The following is a 15,697-nucleotide window of genomic DNA, read 5'->3' on the forward strand; positions in this document are numbered from 1 at the left end:
TATCTCATTTTTCACTTAAAGCCTTGACAGACTTGACAAATGGTAGAAAAGAGCCAGATTTATCTCGTCTAAAATAGATTCTCTTTCAGTATTAGTCAACCTGCATCCCAATTTTTTGTGAATAAGATGAGCCGCTTCTGATTTTCTTGACCAGCGACGGCAAAGTGAATAGCATTCTCTCCTGTCATGGGATCGACAATTCCGACAGAAATTTGATACTTTTGCCACACTGCTTCTGCTGATTTTAGCTTTGAAAGATTGACAGCAACCGTTACCTGCTCGCCTGGAAGGACCTTTGGCAGCTCAATCGGCAGTTCTGTCTTTTCAATCTCTGTCCCCGAATTATCTTGCACATATACATAGACTTTCCAGTTTTTATAAAAAGGGGCAACACCGGCATTTTCCCAAGTAGTAATCAGTTTTATAGCGCCCCCATATCTTTGAAGCTTTGCAGACGAAATCCACAAACGATAACCCATATGTTGCAAAAGCTTGTCATATCCCTTTTTATCCCCATCAACTGCCTCAGCAATTTTAGGACCTAAAAAGCTTGTATGAGAGGTCTTTACCAAATCAACTGTCTGCTGCAAATCAGAAACCAAGAGTTGCTCCATAGACAGACTGCTGGTCAATTCTCCGCCGATTGGCGCTGTTTTCCAACTGTCAGGCATGGCTGTCAGAGATTTTTCATTTGTTTGGTCGTAGATTCCACCTAGCTTTATCCAGTCCAACCATTCCTGCGTGCTTGCTGCATCACCAGCCATATCATTGTAAATACCGAAACCATATTTTTTCGCTGTCGAGAAGGGGCGTCGCATCAAGAAACTGGCTTCTGGAAAAGCCGTCAGCCAAGGCGTCACATATTGCTCTCGGATGCTGTCATTTGGCAGTGGACGGATTCCAGCCTCCAGATTAACATGCCATTCTCCCCAATGCCCCAATCCTCCCAGCTCAATATAGCTGATAAAACTGTCTTGCCCCCAGCGTTCTCCCAATGCTTTAACAGCTTTTTGATAGTAGCTGACTAACTTTTTATCATGATAATTTGGAGAAAAGCCTTTGCCATATGATGAATCGTACCAGTCACCTGGATCCGCTAATTCATCATAGAGCCAGTCTGGAATATCCTTATGCTGCTTTTCCCCAGGATAATCCAGCACAAAACGCAGCACAAAATGCTTGCCTTCTGCTCGCCATTTTTTAAACTGGTTTGCCTTTTCAATAGCATCCCATCTATAAATGCCTTTCTCAGGCTCCAGCTCTCTCCAAGTAACCTCAACATATAACAAGCTGATATCATCTGAAAGATCTGATTCTTGCGCAGAAGGCGCATAGCCCATCAAAGGATTCCCAACAGCTGCTGCTGAATAAGAAAACGTCCTCCTATCTACAGAACGGTGGATAGAGAGGGCAATAGCTACTATTAAAAATAAGAATAAAACAGCAAAAATCACTTTTTTCTTCATTCTCCTGCCTTTCAAAAAAAATCACTCCTGGCTTAGTGTAAGTATTCAGCCCATCTTTTATTACGTCGTTAGCGAGGCTGGGCAAAACTCAGACAATCAAAGATTTTTAGCTCCCTCAATCCTGTATTTCTAGGTTCAGGTTGAGAAGTTTTCCCAAAGCTAAGGAAAATACTGGCTTCAACAGCCCTGTGGGAGTGTAGAAGGTTGCAAATAGAGCAAACAAGTTTGACCTCAACTTGACCTACTGTTGCTGCTTCCTATCGGACACTTTATTTCCAAGCTCAAAACTAAACTTTGAGCTACCAAACATGCCCTGTTCTTGAGATGACAGGTGTCCTTAATATCTCAATGTTTAACCTCTTAATTTTACCAAAAATAAGACCTTTTCGCTATAGAAAAAGTCTTATTGGGTGAACTCTTATGAAAATATCTGCTTCTGCTCATCGGTCAATTCGAGCAGCTGATCCGCTGTCAGCTCCAGCAATTCCTCATCGTGAGAGATAAGGATAACAATTCTGCCAGCCCTTTTTAAATCTTGTAAGACTTCCGCGACTGCTCGCATCTGGTGATAGTCCAGACCCGAACTTGGCTCATCAAAAATGAAAATCTCCTTATCAGACAAGATCTGACTGGCAATCAATAAGCGCTGCTGTTCTCCGCCTGACAGCGTCATCGGATGGCGCTCTTCCATCCCCGCTAAACCCAGCCGAGATAAGATTTCTGCCCGCTCTTCCGCCGAGCTGTGATTTCCCAGTTTCAGCTCATTTTCGACACTATCCGCAAAAAGCTGGAGCTGCACTTCTTGCATGACCAAGGCTGTTTTTTGCAGACGATCTTTTGCAGATAAGGCCGAACCATTGAGCTCACAGCGGGCATCATCATCGTCTAAAAGACCAGCTAGATAGGTAGCTAAGGTAGATTTACCAGCTCCGTTCGGTCCTATAATTGCCGTAATCTGACCAGTCGGAAAACTAAATCTGGGGATAAAAGATAGATTTTGAGTACCAGCTCTTAGCTGTAAATTTTCAACTGTCAGTCCATCAGAGAAGGGGAAACCAGTTGCTGCCTTGAATTCTGGCAAACGAATACTTCTCAGACTAAGAGCACACCTTTCCTGATCCGACAAGCCCAGAAACTCTGCTTGAGAAAAGATACGCTGCAACCGCCCCTGATCAAAATAGAGATAACTATCAGCAAAATCTCGCAGATAATCCAGCCTATGCTCGGCCACCAAGATAGTCTTGCCCTGGGCCTTCAAGTCTATTAGGTGCTCTCTCACTTGCTCAATTCCCCGCCGATCCAGATTGGCCGTCGGTTCATCCAAGACCATAATCGGAGTGTCCTGCATGATAGCTGTCAACAAGGCTACACGCTGCTTTTCTCCTCCTGACAGGCTAAATAAATCCCGCTCCAGATAGCCTTCCAAAGCAAAGTCCTGAGTCAGCCTGCTCAATTGTGCCAAAATCTGCTGGCTAGGCTTCCCCTGATTCTCACTAGGAAAGACCAACTCATGCTTGACCATTTTGTGGAAAAATTGATTGGCTGGATTTTGAAAGACCGAGGCTACCACCACAGATAAATCTTCGACCGATTGCTGACCTGCTTCCAGATCTGCCACTCGTAGTTTTCCGCTTAGATCACCTCTATAGTAATCCGGAATCAAGCCATTTAAGAGACGCAGGAAAGTTGACTTGCCGCTGCCGCTGACCCCACAGAGCACTGTCAAACTCCCTGTCGGAAGCTGTAAGCGGTCTACTCGCAGGCTGTCTGCTCTGCTATTCTCATAAGAAAAAGTCAAAGACTCTGCAGCAATCAAGGGTGAATCATCCAAATCAGCATACCTAGCATCCATAGGCAAATACTCCAATCTAACAGTCTGAAGCGAGAAACAAAGGTTTCTGTGCCACCTCTTTTTAGGGCTAATCCCTTGGTCAGAGAGGCTATAGTCAAGTCCTGTATCGTCCGCAAGAGAGACATTAGAAGCGGAACAATCATATACTCAAAATAGCGAACAGGCTGCAGGAAGATGCTTCGTTTTTGTAGAAACATTCCTCTTAGCCGCAAACTGCGGCTGACCATTTTGGCATCTGCCTTAATCGCTGGTAAAAATCGTAGCATTACAGCCAAAGTCAAGAGTAGACTCTCTGGCAAGTACCATTTTCTGAGTCCATGTATCAGATCGTAGGCGCTGGAGGTTGTCAAAAGCAAGCTTCCAGCCATGATAGAAGGCAACATAAAACGTCCAGCTGTCGCAATGGTTGTCAGCATACGAATGGGTAGAGACGGCAGCAAATCCAGTAAAAAAGTATCAACTGCCAACAAGAGCAGATAGATACTCAGATAATAGAGGGACATTTTCTTTTTACCCACAAGAGCAGTTATTAGAGCCAGCCCTAAAACTAGCACAGTTTCAGGCCAGCCCGTAACTCTAAGCAGAAAAGCCAGATTAGCAAATAAGACCAGCAGAACCTTGCTGCGGACGTCTAATTTCATGAAGCCATCCCTGCTTTAACAAAGTGTCTCTTCACTAGATACTGACCAAAAAGTCCACCAACTAGAGCACCGACAGCTACCATTCCAACAAACCCAGCTATCGTTGGGAAGTCTACAGGCAGCAGAATCCGATTGATATATTCCTCCGTCTTTCCACGCGCTACCAAGCTATCAATATAGGTCTGACGCGCCAACCACATGAGAATAATGGGGCCTGAATTAGCAAAAGAGAAGACAACAAACGACAGGAGGCTCAGGGATTTATTTTCATACCTCCCCAATCCCGCAACCCAATCCGCCAAAAATCCAAAAACCAGACCTGGCAGAAAAGCAATAAAGAAATGGCCCGAAAGGAGGAAAAAGGCTCCCATCACCATCCCCAAGAGGCTGATTGCCCCAAATTTCTTAATCTTGCTTTGCAGGAGCATATAGACTGTTCCTCCAAAAACTGCAGCGAAAGCTGGAGCGTACATCATATTGCCAGAGCGATCAAAAAAGCTTCCAACAAGTACGCCTAGCCCGACGCAGAGAATGTAGAGGGTAGCAAAAGCTCCCGTCAGCATAATATCTTTAACTTTTAATTTTTTCATTTATCTAATCCTTTTTAACTGAGAAGGTGTTAGTTCATAAACCTCATCCGCAAAAGCAACCGTTGACAAGCGATGGGAGATCAGAAATACCATCCCTTGGCATTCTTCCTTAACGATGGAGAGAAAAGCTGCTTCATTGAGGGAATCTAGGTTGCTGGTTGGCTCATCAAAAATATAGCAAGCTGCTTTCTTGAGCAGGGCTCGCATGAGTTCCAACCGCTGACGCTCCCCAGCAGAAAAATCCCTTTCTCCATCAACAATCGTATCCAATCCCTCAGGCAGAATTTCCAAGCGCTCTTTGAGCCGGCACTTTGCCGCCAAATCCCAAATTGCTTCATCGCTGATACCGGATTTCCCCAAAAGCAGATTTTCCCGCAAAGACTGATGAAAGAGCTGAGCAGTTTGAGGCACGTAGGCAAAGGAAGCCTGCAAATGCTGGCGGTCAATATCTCGTGAATCCTGACCAGTGAAGACAATCCTGCCAGCTTGTGGGTCATACCAACGCATGAGCAGTTTCATCAAGGTAGATTTCCCGCAACCACTAGATCCGACCAAGCCGATAATTTTTCCTTTTTCAAAATGAGCTGATAGCTGCTCGAAAATTGGAACATTGCGATTGTCATAAGCAAAATGTATATCTTCCACTGAAATCTGCTCCAAGCTGACGGTTGATGCTTGCCCAGTCTGAATAGGCTCTTTTTCATCCAAAAGACCAAAGACATTGCTGCCTGCATTCATGGCTCTTTTAAAACCAAGGGGTAAACGCCCCAGTTCCAAAAAGGGAGCAAAAGAGCTAGAGAAAGCTACCAAAGCTAGGACAGCCCTTTCTAGAAGCAGCTGCCTCTCCTGAACCTGATAGAGAGCAGTAAGGGCAAAAAGCATGACTGCCATGCCCACGACTAAAAATGTTAGAGCCTGTTGAAGAAATTGTTTTTGTGCAATCTGGCGCTCTAACTGATTGACCTGCTGACTTTTTTGAGATAAAATCTCAAAGCGTTCCTGAACTTTGCCAAACTGGACCAAGTCCCCCATAGCCTCCAAGCTCTCCAAAAAGAAGGAAATATAAGATGTGCGTCTTTGATGCTGCTCCTGCAGAAAATTCTCTAAGTCAAGAGCAAATTTCCGAGGCAGAGCCACAGCTAGCAGAAGGTAAGTCGCTAGAGCTATCAGAGTAAACCAAGGAGAAAAGCCAGTAAAATATATCGCTATTAAAAGAGCTGATAGGATACCTGTACAAATCGGAGCCAGCGTATGAGCAAAGAAGATTTCTAGAGCCTCGATATCCTCTCCAATCATCTTGAGCAGTTTCCCACTGTCCTGTCGATCCAGTTTTGCCGGGGCCAACCGACGAAGCTTGGCAAAAATTAGTTTACGCAGATCCGCCAAGGAATGAAATGCCACATAATGACCAAAATAATGCTCCCCATAGCGGAAAAGCCCTCTGGCTAAAGCCAAGCCTATCAGCAGTAGCACGTACCAAGCAGACGGTGCCTGATTCTTAAGAGCAAAAAAGCCCAAAATGATCAACAAACTTGGAATTGCCAGCGTTGTGACAAAACCCAGCACTGCAAAAAGCACAGCTAACCCAATAAAGGGGAGCAGATGCCTCATGACCTGCAAGAGTCGAGCGAGGATTTCACGTGTTGGATAGGTTCTTTTATTTTCCATTTGTCAATTCCTCCAATTCTTTCTGCGTGTCAACTAGCTGGTGGTATTCCTTATTATTGGCATATAAGTCTTCTGGCCGTCCTAAAGCAAGGTTTCCCTTTCCTAAAAAGAGTACTTCCGATGCTTTCGCCACTTGCTTCATTTTATGAGTGATTTCGATAACCAGAGCTTCTTGAGCCAATAAATCCAGCAGTTCATAGATGAGAGACTCATTTTCCTGATCTACGTTGGAAGTGATTTCATCAAAAATATAAAGAGAACGTTTGGCTAACATGGCCCGGACACAAATAAGCTGCTGACGCTGTCCAGGTGACAGTTGATTCCCATTTTCCCCCACTGGAGTAGCCAGTCCCTGAGGTAGTTTATCAATAAAGGATAGTAGTTTTTTTTCAGCCAGCCAAGTTTCAATCTCTGCCTGAGACAAGTCCGTTGCTAACTGCAAATTTTCTAAAATACTGCTATTCAGAAGAGTGCTATTTGATGATACATACATGACTTGTGGATAAAGAGACTGCTGCGATATACCTTCTAGAGACTTAGCACCAAAGAAAATATGACCCGAACTCGCTCGGAGTTTTCCCAGCAACAGCTTAGCCAAGGTCGTCTTTCCTCGACCACTCTCACCAGCAATAGCAAAAACCTGTCCACGACTAAGCTCAAAAGACAGATTTTTAAATAGGAACTGGCCGTCAAAGCCAAATGTCAGCTTGTCCACCCTAAGTCGATCAAAGGCTGGCAGCTCAACAACAGGCTCCTGAGGTCTTTTTTCTACCGAATCGAGAAAACTGAAAATCCGATCTGCCATTTGGGTCGTCATCATGACCAGATGCATCCCATATCCTGCCTCACGAATCGGTGCGAAAAATTCAGTCGCTATCAACACAAAGAAAATCATGGTAAAAAGCGATAAGTTTCCCGCAGCCAACATGCCTGCTGCAACAAAGCCAGAAATCCCAATCCCCAAATACATGACTGCATCCATATAGCCAACAGACTGCAACTGAAAACCCAAAAGCTCCATCGTTGCATCACGAAAATCCTCTGCCTGTTCAGCAAACTCCCGCTCATATTTACCATCTGCCTGATAAGAATAAAGCGTATTGAGTCCTTGCAGATCATCTAAAAATAGATTCCCCACATCCATATAAGAAGCCCAATAACGAGCCATAATCCTGCGCGAACGTCTCTGCATCAGCATAATGGAAACAGGTATGAAAGGCAAAGACAGGATAAAAATCAAACCTCCCAAAGGAAAAAGAAAGAAAACAATGATTAGTACTGTCAGACAATTAAAATAAGTTCGCAAATTGAGCGATAAGTAGTAGGAATAGTAAGTATCTAAGCTGTCAATCCCTTGCGAAGCCACCGTTAAAATATCCGCAGCTGTCCGGCCGTCCTTAAATTCCCCATCCTTATCTATAAAAACCTGAAAAAATGCTGCTTTAAGTCTGTCTCTAGCAAATTGCGAAGCCAATCCTTGATAGCGTTTAGCCAAAAGAGAAATGGCAAAGCCTAGTCCGTTGAAAAACACCAGCCAACAAAACACCCGAGGAAAAGAGATGACAATCCCATCATACAAGTCAGCCAAAACTTTCGCAATCAAGGCAAAACTCAGAATCCGCATCAAAAACTGCCCCCAAGACAAAAAAGCTGACAAATAGACCAGTTTCAGCTTGGGTCGAATTTGTTCTTTTAAGCGCCCTGTCAGTTCTTTCCTTCGCGCCCTAGACATTTTTTCTTTTTTTGGTATCATGTTTCCCCCTGATAGAAGTCTTCTTTCATTTTAGTCAGTTGCAAATAAAATCCTTGATACAAGTTACCTTCCACTCTCATAGTCTAGAAAGACAACTTGCCTAACCGAAGCAAGTTACAGAATAGATTAAGCAACTATCCTACTTTTATTTACCTGTATTTAATCATTATAGCATTCTGGAAAAAGAATGTAAATTGAATTTTCAGACTTTTTAATCTATTTTGATAGCAAAAAAGACTTCCAAATGGAAGCCTTGTCTAGCGATGACTGATTTTTCTGGTTAGGAAATCCCCTAAAAACTGGATAAAGAAAATGAGGAGCAAGAGCAAAACAGTTGCTAAAATGGTCACGTCTTGATTGAAACGCTGATAGCCATAGGCAATCGCCACATTCCCAAGACCGCCTGCACCAATCGCTCCCGCCATAGCTGTTTCACCGACTAGCGAGATTAAGGTCACCGTTGTCACCCGAATCAAATCTGGTAAGCCCTCGCGTAGATAAACTCCGATGATATCCCATGAGTTGGCACCAACTGCCTGGGCCGCTTCAATCACACCGCGGTCCAATTCAGATAGAACCACCTGTACCTGACGGGCAAAGAAAGGAAAGACTGCCAGAGATAAAGGCACCAAAGCCGCTGTTGGACCAATTCCTGTTCCCACAATCATCCGTGTGAAGGGATTGATCAAAGCAAGGAGAATGATAAAAGGAATCGCCCGAAAGATGGACGTTACCTTGTCCAAGATGAAAAAGGCTGTTTTATTTTCTAAAATGCCACCCGGCGCTGTCAATACCAGGAAAAGCCCAGCTACCAAGCCTAGAATCCCACCAATCAGAAAGGAAATAATTGTCATATAAAAGGTCAGATAAATCGCTGTTCCCCAGCCAGCCTGACCAGCCCAGCCCATCTTATAGACATTGGGCAAAAATGTTTTAATCAAGTCTACCAATCTAAATTCCTCCCTTAAGCACCTTTAATTCTACGCCAGCAGCTTGCAAATTGCTCTGAACTGCCGCAAGATTTTCAGTATTTCCTGATAAAATAACTACCATCTCCCCGACAGGCACATGGTCTAAAATCTCAATGTTGGCATGTAAAATATTGGCCGACACCTGATACTGCTTGTAGATATCATTGATAATGGCTGTATCTGTCACCGTTCCAGCATACTTCAAATGCGCCAAAACCGAATCTGCCGGCAGATTCTGGACAATCTTCTGCTGATTGATTTTCACCATCGCTTCAGTGATGCCTGTTGCCGTGGTGATAAAATCTTTGGTCAATTCGTTCTGCGGATTGGTAAAAATATCCAAGACCGAGCCTTCCTCGATCAATTTCCCGTTCTGCATAACAGCCACGCGATTGGCAATATCTTTGACAATTTGCATCTCATGCGTGATGAGTACAATCGTCAGCCCCAACTTTTGGTTCAAATCCTGAAGCAAGGCCAAAATTTGCTTGGTTGTTTTAGGATCCAGAGCCGAAGTCGCCTCATCCGAAATCAAGATTTTCGGGTCATTGGCTAAGGCTCTAGCAATCGCCACCCGCTGCTTCTGCCCGCCAGATAGTTGAGATGGATAATTATCCGCTCGATCTTCCAGGCCAACCAGTTCTAAAAGTTTGAGAACCTTCTCCTCTTTTTTCTCAGCAGATAAGGATGAGTGCTTCAAGGCAAAAGCGACATTTTCCTTGGCCGTCATCTGGGCCATGAGATTAAAATGCTGGAAAATCATCCCAATATCTTTTCGCTTTTCCCGCAGTTGAGCCGCATTCAGCTGGACACTGCCCTTGTCATACATCACTGTCCCATCCACAGTGATGCGACCACCAGATGGTTTCTGCAGGAGGTTAATAACCCGCACCAAAGTTGACTTTCCGGCACCAGAATAACCCACGATCCCGTAAATATCTCCCTGATTGATGTGAATGGTCACGTCTTCAACCGCCTTGATGACACGATTTTTCTGCGTGAAAGTGACATCAATACGGTCTAATTTGATAATTTCATTGCTCATAACTTCTGATTAACTCCTTGATTAATTCAATATGGGTATAATAATCGGCAATCTTGACATTTTCATCGCCACCATGATCCCGACTGTTGGCATTTCCCAAGCCAAAGGCAGCCATCGGAACTTCTAAAGCCTCAAAGACTGTATGCATGGGGCCTGTTCCTGCCGAGGTCGGAAGCACCGAGATGCCTTCTGGATAAAAATTCTTGGCCAGTTCAATTACATTCAGGATAGAAGGAGCACTCATATCACTACGATAGCTCATTTCTCCCAGTGTATAGGTTAATTCTACCTTATCATAGCCATTTTTGTCCAGTTGCTTGCGAATCTTATCCAAGACATCATGGGGCTCCAAGCCTGGCACCAAGCGCACTTCCATCTTGGCAGATGCATGTGCTGGGAGGATGGTTTTAACCCCTTGTCCCTGATAGCCCGAACCGAAGCCTTCAATATTAATGGCTGGCTCAAAATAGAAGCGACGGAGAAATTCCTGCCTTTCCTCCTTCAAGACTGGGAGCTGGAGACCGTAGATTTCCTTCAACTCTTCTGGTGTCTTCAGAGCATATTGGGCAATCAAAGCCAACTCTCGCTCATTGGGCTCCTCTACTTGTTCATAGATGCCCTCCACTAATATCCGACCGTCCGCACTACGCAGGCTAGAGATAGCATCCATCAAGTACCAAGAAGCAGAATTGATGACGCCCCCATAGCTAGAATGAATATCGACTTCTGCACTGCGGACAGACATATCAAAGGTGACAATCCCCTTATTCCCACCAGAAATTTCCAACTGGCCTAGATTGTTATGCGTGCCCTGCTCCCAGACCAGCAAATCTGCTCCCCGCAAGCGTTTCTTGTACTTGGCCAGATATTTATCCAAGTCTGTCGAAGCTGACTCCTCAGCTCCCTCCATCATAAAAATGATGTTGACTGGCAGAGAACCTTGCTCTCGGATATATTTACGCACTGCTGTCAAACGCGCAGTAATGTGCCCTTTATCATCATCGACCCCGCGTCCATACATGACACCATAGTGGACCGACAGAGTAAAGGGATCGTTGGTCCAAGGCTGGTCATTGTCGGCCGGTACCGTATCATAGTGGTTGTAGAAAATGATGGTCTTGGCCTCAGGGTTGTCTGACTGAAACTCTGCCAATAAAAAGGGAGCCGTGTAGCTGTCATCAATCATCACTTTAGCACCCGCAGCAGTGAAAATTTCTCCCAGATATGCAGCTACCTCCTTGAGCCCAATTTGCTGGGCAAAGATAGACTTTTTAGAAATCAAGGTCCGCAACACCTCAAAATAGTGTTGGGCTACCTCATCATTTTCAAACTTTTTAATTTGTTCACTCTCAGTTGAGAAAGGCATATTCGACTCCTACTAATCACATTTGTCTAAAGATTATCCGCTATGATTCACGAAAGAGCAAAGACTGACCGTACTGTAAGTCCACAGTTCTTCATTCAAAAATTGCCAAATCATCTCTGCTGATAAAAACTCTAACTAATAGCAGATAAAGGGCTGGAGAAATCCATTCCCCGCCCTTTCTATCTTCAATTATTTTCTATAAAATCTTACCAAACTGGTTGATCCATACCGTCTGAAGACTCTTCAATGACTTTTTTGACTTCGTCTGTCTGGTAAGCCTTGATGATTTTCTTGATGGCATCTGCTTTGTCAGATTTTTCCCAATCTTTCTTAGCAGCAATCAAGTTGTACCAAAGTTTAGAATTTTCATCTGTCTTTTCTTTGTAAAGAGCGCTCTTGTAGTCAATGCCAGCTTCACGAACGAAGGTATTGTTGACAACTGCTGCATCTACAGAAGTAAGAGAAGCTGCTGTTTGAGAAGCATCCAATTCAGAAATTTTCAAGTTTTTCTTGTTTTCTTTGATGTTAGCAACAGTCGCAAGTTTAGTTGAATCCACGTCCAACTTAATCAAACCAGCTGCTTGAAGAAGGTTCAAAGCACGGCTTTCGTTTGTCGCATCATTTGGCACAGCAATGCTTCCGTTTTCTGGAATGTCTTTCACATCAGTATATTTGTTTTTGCCATCTTTCGTACCAGAGTAAAGACGGATTGGTGCGATATAAGTATCTGCTACAGAAACCAAATCAGCATTGTTTTCTTTATTCCAGTTTTGCAGGTAGTAGTAGTGCTGGAAGGCGTTGATATCCACATCACCATCACGAACCGCTTGGTTAGGTTGAGAGTAGTCTGTAAATTGAGTAAAGTCTAATTTAACTCCCGCTTTATCCTTATCAAGGATTTCCTGAACCTTGTTCCAACGCGCTTCTTCTGTATCGCTGAGGCTCATCACGCCGACTTTTACAGTGACTGTTGCACTGTCTGCTGACTTAGCGTCTTTAGATGTTGAAGACGAGCAAGCCGCCAAACCAAACGCTGCAGCAGCGAAAAGTGCTGTTGCACCAAACCATTTTTTCAATTTCATAAGAAAATCTCCTTAATATATATTTTTTATTGATGATGAATGAAAGGAACCAATCTCTTATACCTCACGGAAGAGAGAATCGTTACTTATTTGATATCCTTGGCATCTGGCAAATAGGTGCCTCCAAAGAATTCTTTTGATAATTTTTCAAGCGTCCCATCCTCGTAGAGTTCCTTGATTCGTTTGTTCACGAAGGTTTGGAGCTCTTCCTGTCCGGAGGCAAGGAGCGGATAGACATAGGGTTGTTGGTCACTTGGAAGTTCGATCACTTCAACATTATCCAAGCCTTGTTCTTTAATAATCGTATCCACCGTGATACGCTCAAAAATCTTGTAGTCTGAGCGGCCGTCGTTCAGATTGGCCAAGATTTGCTGGATTGTACCATCTGTATAGTTGATAGTTGTCGGATTAGCACTGTGCTCTTCATTGTACTTTTCCAGCTGTTTGGCTGTTGAAGTTCCTTGAACAACTTCAGTAGACTTGCCTCCGATATCGTCCAGCGACTTGATATTTACTCCTTTACGAACCACCAAGACGGTTGGATTTTTAGCGTAAGGGTTGGTATAGAGGTATTTGCCAGCACGGTCTTCTGAATAACTGATGTTGTTGGCACCGATTTGGTAGCGGTCACTGTCCAAGCCAGAGAAAACAGAAGCCCATTTGGTCTTATTGAAGTTGACTTCGTACTTGTCTGAATCTTTAAAGATTTCCCGAAGTACTTCAATTTCGTAACCTGTCAGTTTCCCGTCCTTATCTTCATAAGAGAAGGGCTTGGTCGTTCCAACCGTTCCTACTTCGACCGTCGTTTTCTTTGAAGCAGTGTCCTTACTTGATGAAGACGAGCAGGCCACCAGCAATCCAACTGCAAGACTTCCTACCACAGCAGTGGCGGTATATTTCAATAATTTTTTAATATTCATATTCCTATTTCCTCCTAAAAGCTTGATTCTATCATACCAGATTTAGAAAATCTTGGCCATTATATGTTTTTTATCAGGGCGATAGATTTTATTTATCACTGATTCGATAGTTCAAACTATTTTCAGGCGATAGAAATCCTGCTTTTCTATAATAACAAAAGAAAGTGACCTTGCCTAGTTCTTATTTTCTATAGAAGACTATAGTTATTTCTTATAGTGCTTAAGGAGAAAAAGGGCGTTTTCGACGTAGTAAGGAACAGAGACCTGAAAGGCTGTATCGTCAATCATCATGCTATCATGGTGCAGGTCAGGTGCATCTGCTGCACCATTTGAGCCGATAAAGGCAAAAACACCAGGAATTTTTTCTTGATAAAAGGCAAAGTCTTCTCCAGCAGAAGACGGCTGGGCAGGCAATAGCTCCCCGATATTCTGAGAATTTTCAAAAATAAGCTCTGCTAATTCTAGATCATTATAGGTCACTGGCGGAGTCTGATCCCAGACAATACTGACTTTAGCACCGAAATTCTCCGCAGTATGCTCCACAATACGGATAAAATCTGCTTTCAAACGCTTTTGCAACTCAGGATTAAAACAACGAATGGTTCCTTCAAAAAAGCCATTTTGCGGCAGAACATTCCAAGTCGCCCCAGCCTCAATGTGGGTCACAGACAAAACAACTGGCTCAAAGGGTGAGACAGTCCGAGAAACCAGAGCTTGGAGATTTTGAATCATGCTGATCAGAGTCAGAACCGTATCCACTCCCAAATCTGGTCGAGCCGCATGGCTGCTGACTCCCTCAACAGTCACCTTAAACTTTTCCACACCTGCCATCATGGCTCCCGCCTTCAAGGCTATTTGCCCAGCTTTTAACTGGGGCATATTGTGAAAACCGATAATCGCAACCACATCATCCAGCAAACCCGTAGCCAGAACTTGACTGGCTCCCTGAGACGTTTCCTCGGCTGGCTGAAAAATCAGGCGAACGGTCCCCTGTAAATCTTCTTCCATAGCCTTGAGCAACTCCGCGGCCCCTAAAAGACTGGCCTGATGAAAATCATGACCGCAGGCATGCATAACACCAGGATTTTGGCTAGCGTATGGCAGACCTGTCTGCTCTAAAATAGGCAAGGCATCAATATCTGCTCTCAGGGCGATCACTGGCTTTCCTTGACCAATTTCGGCAATCAAGCCCGTCTCTAAGCCGGTGTCCAAGATTTTTATCCCCAAGTCTTGCAAATAACGCTTTAGAAAGGCTGTCGTTTCATATTCTTGGCCAGACAACTCTGGATGCTGATGAAGATAGTGACGCGTTTTTACTAATTTATCATAGAATTGTTTCATAAGCATTCCTCCACAGACAGATTTTGTCAATAAGTATAACATATTTTCCGCTATTACCATAGTCATTAGTCAAGAAGAATCACCAAATCGCAACCATCGTCAACCAGAAAATCGCTCAAAAATTGATCGAGAAAATCCCTATGACGGCCATCGCTGAAAGCTTAGCAGTTTCCACATCAACCGTCATTCGCAAACTAAAAGAATTCGAGTTCACGACTGACCTCAAATGGCTTCCAGAACACATGAGCTGGGATGTGGAAACAGTCAGGGAAGTGACTGTTTCAATCGGCAGATAGAGATGAGCTTCATTGCACAGGATTTTGACTCGCTCAAGGTCATCACAATTCTGGACGGACGAACGCAAACAACCATTCGCAATCACTTTCTGCGCTATTCCAGACAAGTCCGAAACGGCGTTAAAGTCATTACAATGGACATGTTTAGTCCCTATTACGATATTGCCAGAAAACTATTTCCAAAGGCTAAAATCGTTCTGGATCGCTTTCACATTGTACAACATCTCAGCCGGGCTATGAGTCGTGTTCGTGTTCAAATCATGAATCAATTGGATCGAAAATCGCACGAATATAAGGCACTAAAACGCTACTGGAAACTGCTCCAACAAGATAGTCGGAAACTCAGTGATAAACGCTTTTATCGGCCGACTTTTCGCATGCATTTGACCAACAAAGAGATTCTGGAAAAGCTGCTCTCTTACTCTCAAGAACTCAGAGAACACTATGAGCTCTACCAGCTCTTACTCTTTCATTTCCAAGAGAAACAGGCTGAACATTTCTTTGGACTCATTGAAGATACCATTTCTTATGTAAATCCTATCTTTCTAACTGTTTTTAAGACCTTTTTAAAAGAGAGGGACAAGATTATCAATGCTTTGGAACTTCCTTACTCAAATGCTAAGCTAGAGGCCACTAACAACCTTATCAAGGTTATCAAGCGCAACGCTTTTGGCTTTCGGAACTTTGACAACTTTAGAACTAGAAT

At 43.8% G+C, this 15,697-nt stretch carries 12 protein-coding genes and 1 pseudogene; 1 reads left to right on the forward strand and 12 read right to left on the reverse strand.

Translation table 11 applies throughout. The annotated features are described in order from the left end of the window. Window positions 1–95: 95 nt before the first annotated feature. The 12 genes from SSIN_RS03495 to SSIN_RS03550 form a co-directional block, all read right to left on the reverse strand. Complete coding sequence (locus SSIN_RS03495; protein ID WP_037615849.1) at window positions 96–1,466, reverse strand: DUF4832 domain-containing protein; 1,371 nt, start codon at window positions 1,464–1,466, stop codon at window positions 96–98. Between the two features lie 418 nt (window positions 1,467–1,884). Further along, window positions 1,885–3,318 (reverse strand): ABC transporter ATP-binding protein, encoded by a 1,434-nt coding sequence (locus SSIN_RS03500; protein ID WP_037615852.1) that lies wholly within the window; start codon window positions 3,316–3,318, stop codon window positions 1,885–1,887. After that, the gene (locus tag SSIN_RS03505) at window positions 3,279–3,959 is read right to left on the reverse strand and encodes an energy-coupling factor transporter transmembrane component T (RefSeq protein WP_037615856.1); all 681 of its coding nucleotides are present in this window, start codon (window positions 3,957–3,959) and stop codon (window positions 3,279–3,281) included. The genes SSIN_RS03500 and SSIN_RS03505 overlap by 40 nt, the downstream gene beginning before the upstream one ends. Then, entirely contained in the window at window positions 3,956–4,549 is a 594-nt protein-coding gene (locus SSIN_RS03510) for an MptD family putative ECF transporter S component (RefSeq protein WP_037615858.1), read from the reverse strand. The genes SSIN_RS03505 and SSIN_RS03510 overlap by 4 nt, the downstream gene beginning before the upstream one ends. Further along, complete coding sequence (locus SSIN_RS03515) at window positions 4,550–6,217, reverse strand: amino acid ABC transporter ATP-binding/permease protein (protein ID WP_037615861.1); 1,668 nt, start codon at window positions 6,215–6,217, stop codon at window positions 4,550–4,552. It lies immediately after the preceding gene. Beyond that, window positions 6,207–7,970 carry an ABC transporter ATP-binding protein/permease gene (locus SSIN_RS03520; protein WP_037615863.1) on the reverse strand — a complete coding sequence of 588 codons (1,764 nt, stop codon included), beginning with the start codon at window positions 7,968–7,970 and terminating at the stop codon, window positions 6,207–6,209. The genes SSIN_RS03515 and SSIN_RS03520 overlap by 11 nt, the downstream gene beginning before the upstream one ends. A 257-nt stretch (window positions 7,971–8,227) precedes the next feature. Next, the gene (locus SSIN_RS03525) at window positions 8,228–8,920 is read right to left on the reverse strand and encodes a methionine ABC transporter permease (protein WP_037615864.1); all 693 of its coding nucleotides are present in this window, start codon (window positions 8,918–8,920) and stop codon (window positions 8,228–8,230) included. Between the two features lies 1 nt (window position 8,921). Further along, window positions 8,922–9,986: a methionine ABC transporter ATP-binding protein gene (locus tag SSIN_RS03530; RefSeq protein WP_037615866.1), complete on the reverse strand. Its 1,065-nt coding sequence runs from the start codon at window positions 9,984–9,986 to the stop codon at window positions 8,922–8,924. Beyond that, a complete protein-coding gene (locus tag SSIN_RS03535) occupies window positions 9,976–11,352 on the reverse strand; it encodes a M20/M25/M40 family metallo-hydrolase (RefSeq protein WP_037615868.1) in 1,377 nt (458 codons plus the stop codon). The genes SSIN_RS03530 and SSIN_RS03535 overlap by 11 nt, the downstream gene beginning before the upstream one ends. A 206-nt stretch (window positions 11,353–11,558) precedes the next feature. Next, window positions 11,559–12,434, reverse strand: coding sequence for a MetQ/NlpA family ABC transporter substrate-binding protein (locus SSIN_RS03540; RefSeq protein WP_037615870.1), 876 nt, complete (start codon window positions 12,432–12,434; stop codon window positions 11,559–11,561). 86 nt (window positions 12,435–12,520) lie between these two features. After that, complete coding sequence (locus SSIN_RS03545; protein WP_037615872.1) at window positions 12,521–13,354, reverse strand: amino acid ABC transporter substrate-binding protein; 834 nt, start codon at window positions 13,352–13,354, stop codon at window positions 12,521–12,523. Window positions 13,355–13,558: 204 nt separating this feature from the next. Continuing rightward, on the reverse strand, window positions 13,559–14,695 hold the full coding sequence (locus tag SSIN_RS03550) for an amidohydrolase (RefSeq protein ID WP_037615874.1): 1,137 nt from the start codon (window positions 14,693–14,695) through the stop codon (window positions 13,559–13,561). 62 nt (window positions 14,696–14,757) lie between these two features. Here SSIN_RS03550 and SSIN_RS03560 point away from each other — a divergent pair. Further along, window positions 14,758–15,697, forward strand: a pseudogene (locus SSIN_RS03560) (ISL3 family transposase); the annotation flags it as partial.

It is taken from the genome of Streptococcus sinensis (assembly GCF_000767835.1).
GTDB lineage: Bacteria > Bacillota > Bacilli > Lactobacillales > Streptococcaceae > Streptococcus > Streptococcus sinensis.

Excerpts from the sequence above, each read along its gene's own strand:
- SSIN_RS03495 (WP_037615849.1), bottom strand. The coding sequence starts at position 1,466 with ATGAAGAAAAAAGTGATTTTTGCTGTTTTATTCTTATTTTTAATAGTA.
- SSIN_RS03500 (WP_037615852.1), bottom strand. The coding sequence starts at position 3,318 with ATGGATGCTAGGTATGCTGATTTGGATGATTCACCCTTGATTGCTGCA.
- SSIN_RS03505 (WP_037615856.1), bottom strand. The coding sequence starts at position 3,959 with ATGAAATTAGACGTCCGCAGCAAGGTTCTGCTGGTCTTATTTGCTAAT.
- SSIN_RS03510 (WP_037615858.1), bottom strand. The coding sequence starts at position 4,549 with ATGAAAAAATTAAAAGTTAAAGATATTATGCTGACGGGAGCTTTTGCT.
- SSIN_RS03515 (WP_037615861.1), bottom strand. The coding sequence starts at position 6,217 with ATGGAAAATAAAAGAACCTATCCAACACGTGAAATCCTCGCTCGACTC.
- SSIN_RS03520 (WP_037615863.1), bottom strand. The coding sequence starts at position 7,970 with ATGATACCAAAAAAAGAAAAAATGTCTAGGGCGCGAAGGAAAGAACTG.
- SSIN_RS03530 (WP_037615866.1), bottom strand. The coding sequence starts at position 9,986 with ATGAGCAATGAAATTATCAAATTAGACCGTATTGATGTCACTTTCACG.
- SSIN_RS03535 (WP_037615868.1), bottom strand. The coding sequence starts at position 11,352 with ATGCCTTTCTCAACTGAGAGTGAACAAATTAAAAAGTTTGAAAATGAT.
- SSIN_RS03540 (WP_037615870.1), bottom strand. The coding sequence starts at position 12,434 with ATGAAATTGAAAAAATGGTTTGGTGCAACAGCACTTTTCGCTGCTGCA.
- SSIN_RS03545 (WP_037615872.1), bottom strand. The coding sequence starts at position 13,354 with ATGAATATTAAAAAATTATTGAAATATACCGCCACTGCTGTGGTAGGA.
- SSIN_RS03550 (WP_037615874.1), bottom strand. The coding sequence starts at position 14,695 with ATGAAACAATTCTATGATAAATTAGTAAAAACGCGTCACTATCTTCAT.